This window comes from Thermodesulfovibrio hydrogeniphilus, from assembly GCF_054657355.1.
Map to the genome: position 1 here is coordinate 193717 of NZ_BAAHYW010000001.1, position 20646 is coordinate 214362.

At 34.8% G+C, this 20646-nt stretch carries 20 protein-coding genes; 6 read left to right on the forward strand and 14 right to left on the reverse strand.

Annotated features, from left to right (window positions below; translation table 11 throughout):
* Window positions 1–166 precede the first annotated feature (166 nt).
* The 3 genes from ACYQ3P_RS01045 to ACYQ3P_RS01055 form a co-directional block, all read right to left on the reverse strand.
* Window positions 167–982 (reverse strand): chordopoxvirus fusion protein, encoded by an 816-nt coding sequence (locus ACYQ3P_RS01045; protein WP_460176102.1) that lies wholly within the window; start codon window positions 980–982, stop codon window positions 167–169.
* A gap of 515 nt (window positions 983–1497) precedes the next feature.
* A complete protein-coding gene (locus ACYQ3P_RS01050) occupies window positions 1498–1674 on the reverse strand; it encodes an alpha/beta fold hydrolase (RefSeq protein ID WP_460176103.1) in 177 nt (58 codons plus the stop codon).
* A 117-nt stretch (window positions 1675–1791) separates the two neighbouring features.
* Window positions 1792–2898, reverse strand: a complete 1107-nt coding sequence (locus ACYQ3P_RS01055) for an IS4 family transposase (RefSeq protein WP_460176104.1) — start codon at window positions 2896–2898, stop codon at window positions 1792–1794.
* 181 nt (window positions 2899–3079) lie between these two features.
* On the opposite strand from ACYQ3P_RS01055, the gene ACYQ3P_RS01060 reads away from it, so the two are divergent.
* The 3 genes from ACYQ3P_RS01060 to ACYQ3P_RS01070 are packed head-to-tail and all read left to right on the forward strand — an operon-like array spanning window position 3080 to window position 5780.
* Entirely contained in the window at window positions 3080–4798 is a 1719-nt protein-coding gene (locus ACYQ3P_RS01060; RefSeq protein ID WP_460176105.1) for a sensor histidine kinase, read from the forward strand.
* Entirely contained in the window at window positions 4780–5154 is a 375-nt protein-coding gene (locus ACYQ3P_RS01065; protein ID WP_460176106.1) for a response regulator, read from the forward strand. The genes ACYQ3P_RS01060 and ACYQ3P_RS01065 overlap by 19 nt, the downstream gene beginning before the upstream one ends.
* Window positions 5151–5780 carry a hypothetical protein gene (locus ACYQ3P_RS01070; protein ID WP_460176107.1) on the forward strand — a complete coding sequence of 210 codons (630 nt, stop codon included), beginning with the start codon at window positions 5151–5153 and terminating at the stop codon, window positions 5778–5780. Before ACYQ3P_RS01065 ends, ACYQ3P_RS01070 begins: the two co-directional genes overlap by 4 nt.
* On the opposite strand, the gene ACYQ3P_RS01075 is transcribed toward ACYQ3P_RS01070, so the two are convergent.
* On the reverse strand, window positions 5781–6239 hold the full coding sequence (locus ACYQ3P_RS01075) for a response regulator (RefSeq protein WP_460176108.1): 459 nt from the start codon (window positions 6237–6239) through the stop codon (window positions 5781–5783).
* Between the two features lie 162 nt (window positions 6240–6401).
* Between ACYQ3P_RS01075 and ACYQ3P_RS01080 the strand changes: the two genes are divergently transcribed.
* Window positions 6402–7346 carry a sulfite exporter TauE/SafE family protein gene (locus ACYQ3P_RS01080; RefSeq protein WP_460176109.1) on the forward strand — a complete coding sequence of 315 codons (945 nt, stop codon included), beginning with the start codon at window positions 6402–6404 and terminating at the stop codon, window positions 7344–7346.
* A gap of 12 nt (window positions 7347–7358) precedes the next feature.
* The gene (locus ACYQ3P_RS01085; protein WP_460176110.1) at window positions 7359–7772 is read left to right on the forward strand and encodes a hypothetical protein; all 414 of its coding nucleotides are present in this window, start codon (window positions 7359–7361) and stop codon (window positions 7770–7772) included.
* A 33-nt stretch (window positions 7773–7805) separates the two neighbouring features.
* Here ACYQ3P_RS01085 and ACYQ3P_RS01090 read toward each other — a convergent pair whose 3' ends face one another.
* The 8 genes from ACYQ3P_RS01090 to ACYQ3P_RS01125 are packed head-to-tail and all read right to left on the reverse strand — an operon-like array spanning window position 7806 to window position 14851.
* Window positions 7806–8249: a response regulator gene (locus ACYQ3P_RS01090; RefSeq protein ID WP_460176111.1), complete on the reverse strand. Its 444-nt coding sequence runs from the start codon at window positions 8247–8249 to the stop codon at window positions 7806–7808.
* A complete protein-coding gene (locus ACYQ3P_RS01095) occupies window positions 8246–8635 on the reverse strand; it encodes a response regulator (protein ID WP_460176112.1) in 390 nt (129 codons plus the stop codon). The genes ACYQ3P_RS01090 and ACYQ3P_RS01095 overlap by 4 nt, the downstream gene beginning before the upstream one ends.
* Before the next feature lie 9 nt (window positions 8636–8644).
* Window positions 8645–9574: a universal stress protein gene (locus tag ACYQ3P_RS01100; RefSeq protein WP_460176113.1), complete on the reverse strand. Its 930-nt coding sequence runs from the start codon at window positions 9572–9574 to the stop codon at window positions 8645–8647.
* Window positions 9575–9592: 18 nt separating this feature from the next.
* Entirely contained in the window at window positions 9593–11320 is a 1728-nt protein-coding gene (locus tag ACYQ3P_RS01105) for an ArsB/NhaD family transporter (protein ID WP_460176114.1), read from the reverse strand.
* A 9-nt stretch (window positions 11321–11329) separates the two neighbouring features.
* Window positions 11330–12040, reverse strand: a complete 711-nt coding sequence (locus ACYQ3P_RS01110; RefSeq protein ID WP_460176115.1) for a hypothetical protein — start codon at window positions 12038–12040, stop codon at window positions 11330–11332.
* A 10-nt stretch (window positions 12041–12050) separates the two neighbouring features.
* Window positions 12051–13562, reverse strand: a complete 1512-nt coding sequence (locus ACYQ3P_RS01115) for a DASS family sodium-coupled anion symporter (RefSeq protein WP_460176116.1) — start codon at window positions 13560–13562, stop codon at window positions 12051–12053.
* A gap of 9 nt (window positions 13563–13571) precedes the next feature.
* On the reverse strand, window positions 13572–14093 hold the full coding sequence (locus tag ACYQ3P_RS01120; RefSeq protein WP_460176117.1) for a CBS domain-containing protein: 522 nt from the start codon (window positions 14091–14093) through the stop codon (window positions 13572–13574).
* A gap of 17 nt (window positions 14094–14110) precedes the next feature.
* Complete coding sequence (locus tag ACYQ3P_RS01125; RefSeq protein WP_460176118.1) at window positions 14111–14851, reverse strand: GntR family transcriptional regulator; 741 nt, start codon at window positions 14849–14851, stop codon at window positions 14111–14113.
* 526 nt (window positions 14852–15377) lie between these two features.
* Between ACYQ3P_RS01125 and ACYQ3P_RS01130 the strand changes: the two genes are divergently transcribed.
* A complete protein-coding gene (locus ACYQ3P_RS01130; RefSeq protein WP_460176119.1) occupies window positions 15378–17936 on the forward strand; it encodes a PEP/pyruvate-binding domain-containing protein in 2559 nt (852 codons plus the stop codon).
* On the opposite strand, the gene ACYQ3P_RS01135 is transcribed toward ACYQ3P_RS01130, so the two are convergent.
* Window positions 17933–18352, reverse strand: a complete 420-nt coding sequence (locus tag ACYQ3P_RS01135) for a sigma-54-dependent transcriptional regulator (RefSeq protein ID WP_460176120.1) — start codon at window positions 18350–18352, stop codon at window positions 17933–17935. The genes ACYQ3P_RS01130 and ACYQ3P_RS01135 overlap by 4 nt on opposite strands.
* Window positions 18353–18367: 15 nt before the next feature.
* A complete protein-coding gene (locus ACYQ3P_RS01140) occupies window positions 18368–20581 on the reverse strand; it encodes a sensor histidine kinase (protein WP_460176121.1) in 2214 nt (737 codons plus the stop codon).
* Between the last annotated feature and the right edge of the window lie 65 nt (window positions 20582–20646).

Genomic DNA, 20646 nt, shown 5'->3' on the forward strand with positions numbered 1-20646 from the left:
TGCGAGCCTATCATTACACAGGCGACTTAATCTAAAAGGCAACAAGATTGCTTCCTCTCGCTTCGCTCGTCGCAATAACAAGAAAATTTCTGCAACAACTAAAAAATGCTCGCAATGACGAAGAAAATTTACAATGATACTAAATAATCTTCCAATTTAGTAAAATCTAAATTGGAAACTCATAACTGAAGTATAATTTAAAACCTCTCTGTTCAGCAAACTTTATTACTTCTGAGTTAATTGTTTGGGCTGTAACCAAAATTTTTATGAAATTTTTTCCAAATATCTTTTCCAAAGATTGAAGCTTTTTCTCAAATTCGGTTATATCGCTCTTCTTTAATTGAGTTTTGCACTCACCCAATACCCAGAAACTTTTTTCCTTGATTTCAACTTTTCCAATTATATTAAGTTCTATTTCTTTTCCTTTGCTCAAAGAAACAAAGGTTCTTTTGAAAGGTTCTAAGACCTTTGCTCCAAAATCTCTTTCAAGTAGTTGTGGTAAAGCCTTGTATGCTCTATCTTCAAGGAGAAAGCCGTGCAAATTAATGAGATTTCCAACCTGTTCCCTTGTCTTTCTATGTTCCTGAACAAGTTTTGCAAGTTCATCCTCAGTCTTCTTCTGCGCCTCTGCTAATTCCTCCACCACCTGCTCAAGCCTGCCAAGTCTCTGCTCAGCTCTATTCTGCGCCTCTGCTAACTCTTCAACTGTTTTCTCAAGCCTTGTAAGTCTCTCCTCTGATTTTTTCTGTGCCTCTGCTAACTCTTCAACTACTTTCTCAAGCCTTGTAAGTCTCTCCTCTGATTTTTTCTGCGCCTCTGCTAATTCGTTTAAAGATTTCCCTATTTCAGCTACAGTATCCTTTAACTCTCTGAAGTCTTCTTTTGTTACAGTTTTAGCAACCTCTTCAATTAAATCTAAAAATATCTCCCGAAAATCTTCTGGGAGCTTCTCAATTTTTCTGTAAAACTGAACACTTACCATTAAAAATCTCCTAATAAGTTGCTTTTAATATATAATAACATTATTTCTATGAAGACTTAAATATTCAAATAATACCCAAAAAATAGAGACAGAAATCCAATAATTGGTATAACCATTTGAAAATTAAGTATTTTTTGCTGTCATTGCGATCATCCGAAGGATGCGAAGCAATCTCATTCCTTATTGAAAGAGAACAAAGGAGAGATTGCTTCGCTTCGCTCGCAATGACAGGGAGGGGGACGCAATGACGGGGGAGAGGATACCCTCGCAATGACACACTACAAAGTCATTGCGAGGCATCCGTCAGGATGCCGAAGCAATCTTTTCTCTTAATCTATGGAGAAAGACGAGATTGCTTCGGGACTTTGTCCCTCGCAATGACGAAAAGACGGAGTGTCACACCTCAACTTCTTTGAGGCTCGCAATGACTGGATAGGTATAAAAAAAACGAGATTGCCACGCTGCCTGACTACAAGCATGCAATGACAGATTGACAAAGGTTTTGTGAAAAATCCTCAATTCAGGTTTAACGTGATTATCTTACTAAAATGAATCCAATGGGATGCATCTAATGTATGAAATTCTGCATTTGGAAATAGCTCTTTTAAATCATATAAAGCTTTTACAGGCAAAATCTTATCATTTATACCTTGAGTCAGGATTAACCTGCATTTGTGTTCACTGTAAATCATTGCTGTCCAAAATAATCTAAACTCATAAAAAACATCCGCATAAAATAAGACTTTTGGACAAGAAAATTTGCTTTTTCAAAATCAGGTTACCCCCCTTTCTTTTTATTTGCTGTCCAATTAAACAAGTCTAAATTTTAACTGTTCTATTTGAGGCTCAATTTGCGGTGTCTCTGTCGGTTTATTTATCCATTCCCATAAATTCCTATATGTAAATAGGTTTAGTCTCAACAATGCAACTAGATTACTTAATGACCATCCAAATGTTGATAACTCCTTCAGATACTTCAGTATCAGTATCGCTATTAATGCCGTCCATATCTGTATCTTAAGTGCATTCGCTGATGTCCCTACAAAGGTTTTTACTCTTAGATTTTGTTTCAATGTCTTAAAAAATCTGCCCTGCCATCTGTCTTTGTATATCTCTGATATGGTCGTTGCACCAAAGCTCAGTTGGTTCGTGAGTAGCACAACTGTATCTTTTGTTTCCTTATCCATGACCTCTATCCTCCGTAGCTCATATGGACAGTCTTGCTCTGCATAAAAACCCTTAAGCTTGATTATCTCATCCCGAATTATGTTTCTGTTCTTTGGCACTGGTAGGCTCTTTATCACTTTATAAGAGGCGTTGTCCTTTAACCTTGTTACAAAATATACCCCCTCCTTTGTCCATCTACCAAATAAAGCATAGTCAACACACCCTCTGTCTATTACTACTATGGCACCAGAACAAAATTGAAGTCTCCTTAATATGTTTACTTCGTGCACTTTACCTTCTGTTATATGCGCATATTCAGGTAAATATCCTGAGTGGTCAAGTAGTAAATGCAACTTTACCGCACCTTTAGTCTTTCTGAATTTTGCCCAGTCAAATACTGTTGCACACAACTCTATTACAGATGCATCAAAGCTCATTAGCTTGTTCTTAAATCTGAATTTCCTCTTGCCAGTAAATTTAGACTGACATCTCTGAAGAAGCATATAAAATACTGCTTGAAAAAGTTCCCACGGTCTGTGTTCATTTGCATAGGCAAGGGTAGAGCTCTTTGGAGCTTCTTTTATACCAAGATGCCTTAACTTGCCAACGCAACTGGCAAGTCCATTACATATCTCTCTTAGAGAATGCGCCTGCCCAAGTTGACAAAATAACATAGCTACAAATTGCCCCCAACTCGTAAACCCTTTTGCTCTACGCTCAGCTTCTGTCTCCTTTGACTGACTTCTCAAATTCTAATCTTGGAAAAAAGGATAGAATTTGACTGAAAATACTGCTATACTTATTCATATACACCTCCGATCTGGGTCTTTAATTTTTAAATCTATTTTACCCAGATCGGAGCTTTTTAAAAAATTTATTTTGGACAAGATTGATTCCAAATAATTTCTAAATTTTGCTATAATTTAACTAATGCTTACTAAGATAAAACAATTTTTTGCAAAACTCACTGAAGAAAGATACTTTTATCTTAAGTTCAGACTCATTCTTTTAAATACATTCTTTGCAATAATTCCACTTGCGATTGTTATAACAATTACATATTTCTGGATTTATCAATTAGTCAATGATGATTTCAAAAACAATCTTAGCTCACAAATGGAGGAAACTCAGCATTCTATTGAATTTTTTATTTCTCAAAAAATGTCAGCCTTACGATTTTTAGCAAGTTCCTATCCAGAAAATTACTTTACTGATGAAAAGAGATTTTATAAACTTTTTACAAATTTTAGAAGAGAATTTGTAGGAATCGTTGATATGGGAGTCATAAATAGTCAAGGAATACAGATATTGTATTGTGGTCCATACAAATTAAAGGGAAAAGACTATTCAGACACAGAATGGTTTAATGAAATGAAATTGAAAACCGAATACGTAACAGATGTATTTCTTGGCTACCGAAAAATTCCGCATTTTTCGATAATAATAAAAAAAGAATTCCCATCACAAAATGATTTTATACTTCTTAGAGTATCAATCAATATGGATATATTGGAGCGATACTTGAAAAATCTTCAAATAACCTCACAGGATGACGCATTTCTCTTAAACAACAAAGGAGTTCTTCAGACAAATTCAAAATTCTTCGGTAATGCAATGGAAACTGTACAATTTGTTAATATAAAATTTGACTTTAACATAAGCAATGTAAATATACAAAAATTGAAAATCCATAAAAAAGAAGCTTACATAGCATATACACCAATTAAAAATACTAATTGGATTCTTGTGACAAAAATATTTTCAAAGCCTTATGAAAAAATACCTGCATTTTTTACCAAGGAAGTTACTCTAATTAGCTTTTTTAGTATTGTTGTAATATTTTTTGTAATAACAACTTCTATTAGTCATCTCGTAAATAGACTTCAGAAGCTTGATCAAGAAAAAGAGATAGCTATTGCAAATGCTGAACATGCTGATAAACTTGCATCAATAGGCAGGCTTGCAGCAGGGGTTGCTCATGAGATAAACAATCCTTTAGCGATTATCAACGAAAAAGCAGGATTGATGAAAGACCTTCTTGAGTATGGAGATTTATCCCAAAATAAAGACAGATTTATCCAACTAATAAGTTCAATACAGGATGCTGTTACAAGGTGTAAAACAATTACTCACAGGCTTTTAAGTTTTTCAAAAAAGATAGATAGAGCAAGGGAAGAATTTTACATAAATGAAGCAATAAAAGAAGTAGTGAGTTTTATTGAGAAAGAAATTCAGGCTAAAGATATTGAAATAATTTACGATTTTAATGAAAATATACCAAAAATTATAACAGATAAAGGACAGCTGCAACAGGTTTTGCTAAATATAATAAACAATGCAGTTGATGCTGTTGACATCGGGGGTCAAATAGAAATAAAAACAGAGATTATTGATAGTAATCATGTAAGGATATCAATAAAAGACAATGGACCTGGTATTCCAAGGGACAAATTAAAGCATATTTTTGAACCTTTCTATACTACTAAAAAGAAGGGAACTGGCTTAGGTTTATACATTTCTTACGGAATTATTAAAAAACTCGGAGGAGATATAAAAGTAGAAAGCAAAGTTGGTAAAGGAACAACTTTTTATATAGAATTACCTATTAATCCTGATTTGGAGGAAATTAAATGCAAGGCAAAATTCTAATTATTGATGATGAACAGGAATTTGTCACAACTCTTACTGAAAGACTTAATATAAGAGGATATAAAACAAATGGTGTAACAAGTTTTTTAGAAGCAATCAAATACATAAATGAAATTCCTGATGTTGTAATTCTGGACATAGGACTGAAAGACGCAGATGGACTGGAGGTGTTAAAGAAAATAAAAGAGATAAATCCTTCAATTCAAGTAATAATGCTTTCAGGATATGGAGATGATGATAGAATTAACAAAAGCTTACAAAATGGAGCATTTGATTATCTTATAAAACCTGTAGAAATAGATGAGTTGATCTCAAAAATTGAAACAGCAAAACTAAAAAAGGAGGAAGGAAAATGATAGAAAAGCCAATCGCATTTATTGGTAAAATTATTGCTGACTTTACGCATGAAATCAATAACCATCTTGCCCTAATAAAAGAATCTGCAGGACTTATAGCAGATGTATGCAAAGGTAAAAAATCAATTGATAAAAAGGAAATGCCGTATATAATTGAAAGCATTGAAGCAATTGAAAATCAAATACACAAAAGTGTAAATTTCATAAACTATTTCAACAGATTTGCACACAGAATGGATAATCTTAAAAGTTCTTTTAACTTGAATTCAGCGATTGAAGAAATTTCTGAATTAATGAAAAGATACTTAAACAGGAAAAAAGTCTTTTTTAAGTATGAGTTACCATCAAACCTTCCTGATATTGAGAGTTCACCTTTCATATTACATTTCTTAATATTTTATGCATTAGACAGTTTTTTGAAAAAATCCAAACCTGATACAACTATCCTTCTAACGGCTAATAAAGAAAATAATCTGATAAAACTCACAATAAAATATGAAGGCGAATCCGTAGAAAATATCCCTCAAAATATCTGGCAGATTTCAACAGTTCAGGAAATAGCATCGCTCGTAAATATAAAAATTTCAGAAACTGACAAGGTCGTTAATATAGAAATACCTATTTAATTATTTTTCTTCTTTATTTTTCATAATTTTTCTGGCTGTGTCAAACTCGCCTTCCTCAGCAAAAGCAATTGCAGACATAGTAAGCTCAAGCTTTCTCTGATAGGCACCTTTAATTTTATCCATTAGGGTTTCAATATCCACAGGCTTTCTCAAAAACTCATAAGCACCTAATTTCTGAGCTTCTTCTTGATCCTTTTCAGTTCCATGAGCTGTAAGAATTATGACTTGAGTTGTAGGATATGCTTGTCTAATTTGTCTTAAGACCTCAATACCATCCATTCCAGGCATTCTTAAATCCAATACAATAACATCTGGTTCTTGCTCTTCAGCATACTTTATTGCTTCTTCACCACTGTAAACAGTATCTGGCTTTAGTTCTCTCATCTCAAGTCTTTTTGCAAGAGTCTTTACAAACTCTACTTCATCATCTACTAATAAAACTCTCATCTGTCTTCCCATATTTACCTCCTCTTTATTTATGTCTTTTTAAAATAATAAAAAATTTTTAGAAAAATGTAAAGAAAATATAAATTATTTTTCTATAAAAAATTATAATAACTTTTTTTGGGCTATTTATGTAATAATTTTATAATCTTATATCTAAAAAGTTAGGAGGTCAGGATGAAGATAAGGTATCTGAGTTTGTTTATCGTTTTGCTTTTGTCTTTGCTTTCTGTCTCTACAGCTTTTGCTGAAACAGCAACACCTGCGGATAGTTCAATGCCATGGTGGACATGGCCATTGCTTCTATTTGTAGCAACCTTTATACTCGGAGTGTTGGCAGTTCTTGGCGGTGTTGGAGGCGGTGTTCTTTTTGTTCCAATAGTTGGCGGCTTTTTTCCTTTTAACATGGACTTTGTTAGAGGTGCAGGACTTTTTGTTGCCTTAGCAGGTGCACTTGCAGCAGGACCTGGACTTCTTAAAAGAGGATTTGCTGATTTGAGACTCGCTATGCCTCTTGCTTTAATAGCATCTGCCTCTGCAATTGTTGGTGCTATGATAGGACTGGCTCTACCACCACATATTGTTAATATCGCACTTGGTGGAACAATTCTTATGATCGTAGCAATTATGCTTCTTGCCAAAAAATCTGAGTATCCTGAGGTAAAGAAAGCAGATGCACTATCACAGGCACTAAAAATAAGCGGAATATACCACGAAATTTCAACAGGAAAGGAAATTGATTGGAAAGTTCACAGAACTCCCCAAGCTCTCGTACTTTTTGTAGCAATTGGAATTATGGCTGGAATGTTTGGTCTTGGTGCTGGATGGGCTAATGTTCCTGTATTAAATCTTCTTATGGGAGCGCCCCTAAAAGTTTCTGTGGCAACAAGTAAATTTCTTCTTTCCATTACAGACACATCCGCTGCATGGATCTATTTAAACAATGGAGCAGTGCTTCCGATGATGGTTGTTCCAAGTATTATAGGAATTATGCTTGGTTCAGTTGTAGGCGTAAGGATTCTGGCTGTTGCAAAACCAAAAATAGTAAGATACATTGTCATTGCTATGTTACTTTTTGCAGGAGTAAGAGCGCTTCTAAAAGGACTTGGAATATGGAAATAAAGGAGGTAAAACATGACAAAGCATGAGGTTAAAGAAGAACAGATTGTTTATGCAAAATGGCTTGATTGGGGAATGAAAATCGGACTTCTCTTACTTATTTTGACATTTATAATTTATCTTACAGGCATACTTTCTCCTCAGATACCAATATCAGACTTACCTAAATACTGGAAATTAAAAGCTCATGAGTATTTGGTTTCCGCTGGACTACATCCGGGATGGGCATGGTTAAGTCTTGTTACAAAAGGAGATTTTTTAAACTTCGTACCAGTGGCATTTCTTGGTGCTGTTACTATTCTTTGTTACATTAGAATATTGCCAATCTTTCTTAAAAAGAAAGATTTTGTTTATTTTACAATTGCATTTATTGAATGTTTAATATTAATTCTTGCTGCATCAGGCATTTTACATGTAGGTGGACATTAATAATAAAAGGAGGCTTTGAGCCTCCTTTTATTATTACCAAGGTTTTGTTTGAAGAATCTCTTTAAGATGTTCCTCAGTTTTCTTTTTAATGATAAGAAATCTTTTATTTTTAGCCTCAGATATCTTTTCAAGAAGCTTTTCAATATCTACAGGCTTTTGTAAGAAATCCATTGCACCTTCTTTAATAGCCTCAACTCCTGCTTCAACACTACCATGACCAGTCAAAATAATTATCTGTAAATCAGGATGTTTACTTCTTATCTCCTTCAAAACCTCTATTCCGCTTTTCCCTGGCATGACAAGGTCAAGAATAATAGCATCAAAATCCCTCTGATCAGTTTTTTTAATTGCTTCATCACCACTTGTTGCAGTTTCTAATTTAAGTCCTCTCATTCCAAGCCTTTGTGAAACAACCTTTAAAAACTGTTCCTCATCATCAACAAGTAAAACATTCGCCTTCAGTTCTTCATTTGTCATTTAAATTCCCCCCTTTTTTGAATTTTTTCTCTAACTCTTTCTATTTTTATTATAAGCTCTTTCAGGTCAATTGGTTTAATTATATATTCCAGTGCTCCAAATTTCAAAGATTCTTCAATATAATTGACATTTCCATAAGCTGTAAGCATTATCACCTCAATTGTAGGATTAACTTTTTTAATCAATTTAAGAAACTCTGTGCCATTAATTTCTGGTATGTTAATATCAAGTATAACAAGATGAGGGCTATAACTATAAATCAAAGGCATTGCTTCCACAGCTGAAGTGGCAACTCTAACATCATAATCCCTCATGGAAAGTCTCTCAGAAAGAGTAGTAACAAAATCAACCTCATCATCAACAAGAAGAATTTTCAATTTCCCCATTTTATTCCCTTAAAGATTAATTATCGCTATAGTCGGTTCAATGCACTGATTTAAAACTGCCGAGCTTACTCCACCAAGAACAATATCCTTTAATGCTGAGCGTCCCTTTCTTCCCATGATTACTAAATTGTAACCACCCTCTTCTATCTCCTTTAAAATCTCATCCTTTGGAAAACCTAATTTGCTTTTTGTCAAAATTAAATTCTCTGAGATGCCTTCATCCATTAACATTTCCTTTGCTTTCTTTAAAATCTCTTCTGCCTCTGCCTCAGGGTCAATTCCCTGCCTTACTCTTTCAAGATAAAGGGAGACATTAATAACTCTGAAAATTGTAATTTTCCTTACTGCTGAAATTTTACTTGCAAGGCATGCTACATGCTGAACTGCCTTCATTGAATAATCTGAACCGTCCACAGGTAAAAGTATGTTTAAAGTAAATGGCTCTGGCACTTTCTGTCCAACAATATAGATATTTGCATTGTACAAACCATGTATTACTCTCTGGGAAACACTTCCAATAATATATCCTTTCCAATCTGACATTCCTCTTCTTGCCATAATTAAAGTCTGAAAGCCCTCATGCGATGCTATCTCTATTATCTTATTTCCCGGTTCTCCTTCTTCAATAAGTTTTGCAATGCTTCCCTTAAAACCCTTTACCTTTAAAGTAGCTTCATAATCTGTAAGAAATGGCATTATGTTTTCTTCAATATGTTTTGCCCTAATTTTCTTAAAAGTCTCTGACTGCTTAATTAATTCTGCTCTGAAATCAATATTTTTCATGTGTTCACTGAGATAGCCACCTTTCATGACATAAAGAATTGTAATGCCTGAGCCTTCAACTCCAGAAAGCAATGCACCAGCAAAATTTATTGCCCTCTTTGAATGCTCGCTTCTGTCCACTGGCATTAAAATTTTTTCAAATGCACATTTTGCCATAATTCATACCTCCGTATATTAGTAAAACAGCAAAAGCCATAAATTTGCAATTGCAACACTTATAACCATATAAGGGAATGCATACTTAAAAAATCCGAAAAAGCTTATTCTATGCCCAGCACTCTCTGCAATTCCGATCGTAACAACATTGGCTGAAGCACCTATAAGAGTTCCATTGCCTCCAAAGCATGCTCCCAATGCCAAAGCCCACCAAAGAACATTGCTCTCTGCACCAGGAATTACCTTTGTAAGATAAGCAACAATTGGAAGCATTGTAGCTGTAAACGGAATGTTGTCAACAAATGCGCTCATTATTGCTGAGACCCATAGAATAAGACATATAGCAAGAGTTAAGTTACCTTGAGAGAGATTATGAACCCAGTCTGCAATCACTGCCAAAAGCCCTGCTTCCTCAACTGCTCCTACTATGATAAATAAGAATATGAAAAATAGCAATGTGGGCCATTCAATGTCTTTTTCAATAAGCTCAAGCATCTTTACTCTTTTTGTTACAATCGCGTACATAAATAAGGCACCTGCTCCAAAAAGAGCTGGAATACTCACTTCCATATGCCATATACCATGTGTTGCAAAGAAGAAAACAACCACCGCCATGCCAACAAGTCCATATCCAAGAAGAACCTTATCTGTTATTTTGTATTCTTCCCTTAAATAGCTTATAAATGCATTTATATCCTCTACCCTGCCTTTTTTATATTCCTTTGAATAGAAAAACTTATTGTAAAGAAATAAAGCTACAAGGGAAATTGCTACAGGGATTGTTAAGTTATATACAAACTGCATAAATGTAAGCCCGGTGTAAGAGCCAATCATTATGTTTGGTGGGTCACCAATCAAAGTTGCTGTTCCACCAATATTTGATGCCATTATACCGGGAATTAAAAGGGAAAGGGGATTAATCTTAAGGGCAATTGCAATCTCAATAAGCACTGGAGTGTAAAGAAGCATTGTTGTAACATTATCAAGAAATGAGGAGGTAACTCCTATGAATATGCATGAAATAATTGCAAGGGTCATTACATTTCCCTTTGCGATTTTGTATGACATGTATGCACACCACTGGAATACTCCTGTGTGTTTCAACACTCCAATAATTATCATCATTCCCATTAAAAGAAAGATAACATTCATGTCAATGGCTTCAATTGCTCTTTCAAAGGAGATAATATGATACTCCGGATTTATTGTTCCGATTGTGTAGGTTAAAATGAGCATTGTTGCAGCACCAATCATGGCAGCAACTGTTCTGTGAAGAAGTTCAAAAGATATTAATACATAGGCAAGAAGAAATACTATAGTTGCAATCCAGAAAGCAGGACCTAAATGCCTCTGAAAAATTATGTCTTTATTTAAGTAAAACTCATTACCCTTTACTGCGAAATCATCTTTTTTAAACTCAACGGTTGTTTTCTTGTAAGAGCTTTTTAAAATCTCAATCTGAATCTTCGCATTGTCAATCGTTCCCTTTGGTAAGTAAAACTGAATCTGAAATGTTCCATGAGATGAGGTGACGGTCTTATCAATTTCTTTATGGTCTGCAATTATCTTATGAGGCTTTCCATTAACAAAAAGGGATATCTCAGCCTCTTTCACTGGCTCCTTATGGGGATCAAGAACTGCTCCTGAGATAAAAAATATATCAAAATCTGCAGACTTTTCCTCAGCAAAAGCAGAGACATTGAAAATTATAAAACAAAACAGCAAGGACAAAATTATCTTTTTCATGAGTCCTCCTTAAATCTTCAGTTTTTTCTTTTCACAATCAATAACTACATAACATTCATCTGGAACAATGTAGTTTTCCTCTGGTCCGTGAACCTGAATTCCTGAGATAACTGCATAGTCAGCCTTTTTCTGATCCACGACCTTTTCAATGATGTGTTCTAAATCTTCAACAATTGCTTTAAGCGTAATCTTTGTTAAGGTGAGAAGGTCAGGAACCTCTCCATATTTAAGCTCTCTGAGAATCCTTCTTTTTAAAAGACTCTCTTCAATGTCATCCTCATCAAGCCTTATATTGATTTTTCCACTTGAAAGCTCATTAAGAAAAAGGCATAAGGCACCGCAAGCATGCGATTTTTCAAGTCCTTTTCTTTTACAGACTCCCATATTCTCATTTTCATCAATGGCAATATGGGAGAAGGCATAAAAAACATACCTTTCCTTTCCCTCAACCTTAGGTGCATGACTTATAAAAGCTTTCATGCCAGTCTTGCCGGCTGTGAAAAGACCGGCAAGACTGGAGAAATTGAAAGCCTCTCCCCACATTCTTTTTACATGACTTCTAACTGTCTGACAAATCTCATCTCTGCATACACAAACCGATGCAATTGCGTTATCATCAGTAAAGCCAAAATCTTTCAGAACATCGTATGACTTTTTTAAAAAATCATACTCTTTATAAAATCTACCAAATATCCTTTCTAAAATAGGCTTTATAACCATAGCCTACCTCCTATTTCAAAAGTATTGGCATTCCCAAAAGGGGCCATACTGTGACAAGAAATACTGCTAAAACCAATATAAGCACAATACTCATGATAATTCCATGCTTGAAAAACTCTCCTGGTGTAAACTGCCCCGACTGATAGGCTATTGCATTAGGTGCTGCTCCAATCAGTAGTACAAATGGCATACCTGCTGTAACAAGGGATGCATAAAGTATTACATCTGGTGCAACTCCAAGATAATTTGCAATAACAAGAGAAACAGGAAGTGAAATAGCAATAGCTGCAACATTCATTATGAAGTTGGTCATTAGAAGAACAAATGTTGCTATACCAAGAACAAATATAAGCCATGGAGCATTCTGAAACATTACAAGCCAGTTAACAGCAAGCCACTGTGCAGCACCCGTTTTCCATAGACAAAAACCTATGCTCATTGCACCACTGAAGAGCAAAATAATGTTCCATGGAATATCTTCAAGCTCTTTAATTGTAAGAACGCCAGTAAGGAAGAAAAGCAATGTTGAACATAGCATTATTGCAGAACGATCAAGTGGTTTAAGAGCTGGAACAAATGACTGAAGCGACATTACTACAATAACTGCAAGAACACAGATTATTACAAACTTCTCCTGACCTGTCATTGGACCAAGGTCTTTCATCATAGTTTTTACTTTCTGTTTTAATCCCGGAATAACGCTTTTCTCGGGTCTGAGGAAAATCATCAAATACAACCAGATGAGAAAAACCATTATCCATCCAATTAAAAACATATATTTTGTTAATTCAAAAAATCCAATGTCTCTTCCTGTAAACTCTTTAAACATTCCAGCTGCTGCAGGACCTCTTGCAGCACCTAAAAATGTAACAATACTTCCCGCACCAGCTGCATAAGCCATTCCAATGAAAAGCGCCTTTCCAAACTTAGTGGGCTTATCCCCTTCTCCATAGAGTGCATTTATTGCAAGAAGTATTGGAAACACTGTAGCTGCTGCGGCAGTATGTGCCATAAGATGAGCTAATGCAGCTGTTACACACAAAGCACCAAGAACAATCATGCTTGTTCTTTCTCCAACAACATTGAGCATATTGTATGCTAAACGCTTTGTAAGTCCTGTTCTTGTAAATGCAAGTCCGACAACAACAGAACCAAAAATGAACATAACTGAAGGATCCATAAAATCACGAAATGCATCCTTTGCTGAACGGATTGCAAAGAGTGCTTGAAATACACCTATTGCTATACTTGTAACACCTATTGGCACGACTTCAAATACCCACCATATACCAGCAAGCATAAAAAGCGCTATAGCACCCTTAGCTTCTTTTGAGAGGGGAAAATGCTTTCCCATTGGATCAACAGCATCTGGCCATGCTGGGGAAAAATAGATTCCAAAGAAAAAGGCAAGTCCCAGAAATATAAAGAAGATTCTCTTCCAAGGAATTTTTCTTTTTTCCTTTGCCACATAAATTTCTGGTGGTGGTTCAGGTAAACCTTCTGGTCTTTTTTTCTCTGCCATCTCCTCCTCCTATTCCTTAATTATTTCCTGTGAAATTGCATCAAATACTTCAACCATTCTTACAATGCCCACAAACTTCTTTTTGTCCTCAATCACAGGTAGCACAGGCAGTTCAAAGTGAATCATAAAGTAAGCAGCCTTTGTAACAGGGTCAGAGGGGTCAACAAAATGCTTTGCAGGAACCATTATTTCGCTAACAGGCTTCTGGGCAAGTTTTTTAGACTCTTGAGTGAAAAGACTGTCCCAGACAATTGTTAATCCTGTTTTTTCCTCTTCTGGAACCTGTGCCTTTGCAGGTGGCTTAAGAAAAGAAGGTTCAAGACCTTTCAAAATATCCTTGAGCGTCACGGTTCCTAAAAGATTATACTTCTCATCAAATACTAAAACTGCAAGAGGGTCTGTGTGCTTCTGGGTAGAAATAAAAGAAGCCTTCACAACCTTAATAGCCTGTTCAATGCTGAACCAGTAGGGAATATGAGGATACTCAAATATTCCCAACATAACATCCTTTACTAATTTTCCATCTGACATACCCCACCTCCTAAGGTTTATAATGCTTTTCTCTGAAAAGCAATAAATAATTTATTGCTGTCATTCTTTTTATAAAATCTATTCAAAAGAATCACTGTATCGCCTGAAAAAACTTTTTGAGTCAGACAAATTGCAGGCTCGCCTTCTACCGCCTGTAAACTTTGAGAACTCTCTTTGTTTAAAAACTGCAATTCAAAATAATTGTTCACACTCGTTGTTCTTATGCTGTATTTTTTCTCAAAAAGGTCAATTATTGATTGAGTTTCAAGGTCTTCTTCAAGTATCTGAGGACATATATTAAACGGCACAAAGGCTTCCTGAAGAATTGAAGGTTTATCTTCAAAAAACCATAACACCTTTATATAAATTACATGTCTGTTTTCTGGAACATTCAACTCTTTACTTAAGTCTCCAACAGGCATCATAACTGTCTTTGCAAGAACATCTTTCCTGAAACCCGACTCATCTTCAACCCATAGTTTTTTGAATACTGTAGTCATGATTAGACCTTCTGAAATATAACTTTTGCTTACAAATGTTCCCTTCCCTTGCTGTCTTACAAGATATCCTTGCCTTACCAATTCCAAAACAGCATTTCTTACTGTTGCTCTGCTTACATTAAACATTCTGCATAGCTGGTCTTCTGTTGGTATCTGCATGTCCGGAGTCCATTCTTTGTTTTCAATTTTTCTCTTTAAAATTTCAAATAGTTGCATATACAACTTTTCATGTTCATCTCTGCTAATTAACTCAACCATACTTACCTCTTTGTTATATTGTTATAATATTATAACATTGTTATAATGTAACATTGTAATATTAATTATCATACTAACTATGAAAAAATTTGTCAAAAAAAATTTTGTTATAAAACAATTAAAATTCGTTATACCTAAATTGAGCGATTTTTTATAGACAACCTCTGTTAACCTGTCATTGCATGATTGCCGTTTAATTGGTCTGTCATTGCACGCCTCACGGTTTATTTTTTTCTCTCATCCTAAGCTTGCAGTTTATTTTTTTCCGTCATTGCGAGGCATCCGTCAGGATGCCTTGAAATGACGGAAAAAATAAACCATGAGGCTCGCAATGACAAGAAGGAGAAATCCTCGCAAATACGGAATGGGGTGACTGTCGCAAGCCGAAGGTATGGCGATCTATTGCAATGACGATGAAAGAGCGTCCTCATAATGACGATAAGGGGGAAGTCCTCGCAATGAAAAAAATCCCCGCATGACATCCTTGAATCGCACAATTTAGGCTATAATTAGGTTATAATTAAGCATGATAGATTTTTTTGGATTTTTCAAGTCTAAGGCAAGGAAAATAGAGGAGAGAAAAAAACTGAAAGAGTTATTTAAAGAAAAGTATTCCTATTTTCAGGGCGTCCTTCAAAGTAACAATCATGTATTAAGCCTAATGGCAGACCTTGAGGAAAAGCTAACAGGTGAATATCTTTTTGATAGTGCCTATATAAAAACAACAGTAAAATCAATATCTGATGGAGTTGAAAATATAATTAAAAATCTGAATGCCCTATCAGATGGTAAGTACCAAGTATTAGAAAAAGTTTGCAGAGAAATCCGAGAAAAAATTGAAAAAACTCTGGCAGCAAGAATTGAAATCCCTAAAACAGATTTTGCAATTCCCCTTGAGAAACTTGATAAAGACTCAGTTAATATTGCTGGTGGTAAGATTGCACATCTTGCTGAGCTTAAAAATGAATTGAAAATACCTGCACCAGAAGGCTTTGTTATTACATCTTATGCATTTGTTAAATTTTTGGAAGCTGCAAATCTGAAAGAAAAAATATCTGAAATCATTAACAGTATTGATATAAATAAAATTGAAGAACTTGAAGAAGGAAGTAAAAAAATTCAAGAACTTATTATAAATGCAGAAATTCCAAAAGAGATTGAAAACTCTATAAAAAAAGCATACGAAGAGTTATGCAATAAAACAGGAAAAAAATGCAATGTTTCTGTCCGAAGCAGCGCAATTCATGAAGACTCTGATTTCAGCTTTGCAGGGCAGTATTCTTCTTATCTAAATGTGCCAGAACATTTAATCCCATATTATCATAAAAAAGTAGTAGCAAGCCTTTTTAATAAGAGGGCAATTTTTTACTATAAAACAAAGGGATTCTCTGAGAACGAAATGGCTATGGCTGTTGGAGTTCTCAAAATGGTTAATGCAAAGGCAGGTGGAGTCATGTATTCAAAGAATCCCAATAATCCTGAAAGTGAAAACATTATTATAAGCGCTGTAAGGGGGCTTGGAAAACTTATTGTTGACGGAACTGTGAACGCAGAAACCTATGTTGTTTCAAGGACTCCAGAGATGAAAATCTTAGAAAAAATTCCCGGGAAACAAAATAAAATGCTTATCTGTAAAGAAGAAGGTGATATTGAAGAGATTCCCTTGCCTGATTCGCCTTCCCAGTTTGCTTTGAGTGAAGAAGAGATAATATCCTTGTCTCATATGGCTGTTCAGATAGAGAACTACTATGGTATTTCACAGGATATTGAATGGGCTATTGATGAGGATGGAACGATTTTCATACTTCAAGCAAGACCATTGAGAGTTTTAGAAAAGAAGCCTGAATCAAAAGTTGTTCTTCCTACAAGAATCAAGGGCTATAACATTGTCTTAGAAGGTGGCATTACTGCCTGCAAAGGAGTAGGATATGGTAAAGCCTTTGTCCTTCAGCATGAGGAAGAACTTCAGGATTTCCCTGAAGGTGCGATTTTAGTTGCAAAACATACAAATCCAAAATATGTTTTAATAATGAATAAGGCTTCTGCAATTGTAACAGATATAGGAAGTCCTACTGGTCACATGGCATCTCTTTCAAGGGAATACAACGTACCAACTTTAATTAATACTGAAAATGCAACAAAAATTATAAAGCATGGACAAGAGATAACTGTTGATGCAACTCACTGCGTAATCTATGAAGGAAAAGTTGAAGAACTTATAGAAGCTTATAAAAAAATTAAAGAGCCTTTCAGGGAAACAATACTGTTTAAGACTCTTGAAAAAGTCTTGAAACACATAGTTCCACTGACACTGGTTGACCCTACTTCACCGGATTTCAAACCTGAAAACTGTAAGACTTTCCACGATATAACAAGATTCTGCCATGAGATGGTGATGTATGAGATGTTTACAATGTGGGATAAATATGACAGTGAACATCATGCTGTGCCTCTTTTAGCAGGAATTCCCATTGGGATTTTAATTATTGATATAGAAGATGGATTAAGGGAAGGAGTAAAAAAAGCAACACCTGAAGATATTCTTTCCATTCCGTTTCAAGCTATTCTGCGTGGAATGAAATCAATGCAGTGGCCCGGTCCACCGCCTGTTGATGCAGGAGGATTTCTTGAAATGGTTGCCCATACAGTATCTATACCTGAAGAACAACTAAGAGAAACAGCTAAAAAGAGCTTCTGTATCATAACAAAAAACTATATGAACTTTAGCATTCGTTTAGGTTACCATTTCTCTCAAATTGAAGCCTATGCAGGAGAAAACATAAATGACAACTACATAAAATTCTTCTTCAAAGGCGGTGGTGCTGCTGTGGATAGAAGATTAAGAAGAGTATGGCTAATCAGTGAAATTCTTAAGAAAATGGGATTCAGAGTAACAATCAGAGAAGATGTTATTGATGCAATACTTACAAAATACAACATTCCAGAAATTGAGAAAAGACTTGAAATTTTAGGCAAACTTACTGCCTACACAAAACAGCTTGATATGGTTCTATTCAATGATATCGTCGCTCAGATGTATAGAGACGAATTCATAAGTAAATACATCAAGGATATCTGGAATTAAGAGCCAGATTTTAGTTTCTCCTTAAGCATTTTGTTTTCCCGCTGAACCTTTAACCACTTTACAGCCTTTTCAATTGTAAAGAGAATTTGTTCCTTTTTGAACGGCTTAGTTATGAAGTCAAAGCCACCTTTTTGAATTGCCTCAGTTGCTGCATCAATTGTTCCATAGGCGGTAATGATAATTACTGGTACATCTTCATCTCGCTTTTTGGCTTCATCAAGAAGCTGAAGTCCGTCAAGTCCTGGCATTTTTAAATCAGTAATTACAATATCAAAGCTACCTTTTCTTACAAGTTCAACTGCTTCAACAGGATTGTTTGTGGTAGTTATCTCATACGGTGTTTTGTCTCTGATTATCATGGACAAAAGCTTGAGCATATCAGGCTCATCGTCAACTATAAGAATTTTTTCTGGCATATTTCCCTCCTAATTTTACTCCTTTGCATGTGGTAATTTTATTATAAATTTAGTTCCAGTCTCCTCGCATTCCTCTTTTGTCTTAGTCTCAAAGGTTATTATACCATTATGCTTTTTGATAATATTATATGAAACCCACAATCCAAGCCCTGTTCCTTTACCTACTTCCTTTGTCGTAAAGAAGGGATCAAATATCTTCTGCCTGTGTTCCTTTTTAATTCCGCATCCTGTATCAGCTATGCAAATCTCAATCCATTCATCTTTAAATCTTGTCTCTATAGTTAATGTTCCTCCGCCCTTCATTACATAAATTGCATTGTTGATAATATTAAAAAATACCTGCTGTAGTTCACCCGGATCTCCTTTTACCAATGGTAAATCTTCTTGCAAATGCTTTTTTAATTCAATGTTATTTATGTTAATAGTGTTTTTCATAACATCAAGAACAGTTTCAATACATTCATTTATGTTTACAAGCTGTTCCTTATGTTCCTTGTGTCTTACAAAACTTAACAGATTTTCAACTATTCTTTTAGCATTAGTTGCCTGCTTTTCTATTGTCTTTAGAATATCATATTCCTGTGACTCAGGATTAGTCTTCTCAAGTAAAATCTCTGTAAAGCCCAAGATTATTGCAAGAGGATTATTTATTTCATGAGCAACTCCAGCTGCAAGTGTTCCAATTGAAGCCAACTTCTCTGTGTAGTAACTCTGCTCTTCCATCTTTTTTCTTACAGTGATATCACGAGATATTGCAAGAACAGCATATATATTTCCATTTTCATCCTTTAAAGCCTGCAGATTAGTGTTAAAGAGATAATCCTTCATATCGGATGTTATTCTGTGTATTATCTGTCTGCTTTCTCCTGTTTTAAATATTTGCTTGATATTGATATAAAGCATGTTGCCATCTGGAACAAATATCTGAGAAGCGCTTTGATTCAAAATTTCTTCTTCAGGCTTCTTAAAAAACTTAATTCCAAACTTGTTGATAGAAAGAATCCTGCCCTCATTGTCCGCAGTAAAAATTATATCCTCAGCATTTTCAATAAGAGATTTGTATTTTTCTTCAGATTTCTTTAACTCTGCAGTTTTCTTAGCCACCTCCTTTTCAAGGAGATTTGACCATGAAACAAGAATAAAATTAATAAAAAGTCCACCAAATAAAATAACTATGATTATTATTCCCTGCAGTATAAACTGTTGAACATGTATGGAATGTATTGCTCCATCAACCTCACTAATTGGTGCAACTACAGCTATTGACCAAATAATAGGTTGTGGACTCTCTTTAATTTTAATTGGTGCGTAGGCAATTAATTTCTTTATCTCTCCTTCTTCGCCTCTATGCCATCCAGATATATACCAGCTTGTGCCTTCTTCTCCCCTAAGCATTTTCTCTCGTTGAATTTCATTTATTCGTGTAAATGATATTGTAGGCTTTTTACCTTTTCTTGCTTCAAATGCATTTTCTCCTATAAATCCGCTCTCCTCATGATAAAGAAAAATTCCTTTATGATCAATTACCCAAGCATATCCTGTTTTACCTGATCTTATTTCTTTAGTAATTTTTCTTACCAAATGTGTAACATCAACTGTAAAAACTATTGCTCCTGAAAATTTATTAGTAGCCACAGGGTGGGACTCATCAATTGAAATCTGCCAAACAGGGATGACCATTTTCATAATAAGTACTTTTGGGTCAGTTTCACACTTTACAATCTCAGTAAAATATACTTCCCCTTTGTTTTTCTCATCAGATGCCCATCTAATAAATTGCTCGTCTTCTTTTTGTAAATTCTCAATCATGCACTTCTTATCTTCAATTATTCTGTAAGTCTTTTTTGTGCTGTTTTCAATGAATTTTATCTCCTTTACACCTTCAAATTTCACACTTGAAAATGTAATGTTCATTCTGTTTATTAGCGCGGGTTTTTCTGAATATTGAATTGCAGGGGATAAACTAAGGAGAGTAATCTCTCTTTTTAATGTCTCAATGGAGTTTTCAATCTGTTTAGCAGCATGCTTTGCAAGCATAAGTTGTTGCTGATTAAAATTCTCTACTACAATCTCTTTTACCTTATGGGTTGACATCCATCCTAAAAACAAAACCATACCTAAAAGAATTAGCATCGCAATAGATATAATTAGTTTGAAATACTTAATATTGAAAGGATGATATCTTTCAACAAAGGCGAGTAATTTATTTATTAATTTTTGAAAAGGCATTTTTTTATTATACTTTATTTGGATAAAAAAAAAGGGAGAAGCTGTAACCTCTCCCTTGAGAAAAG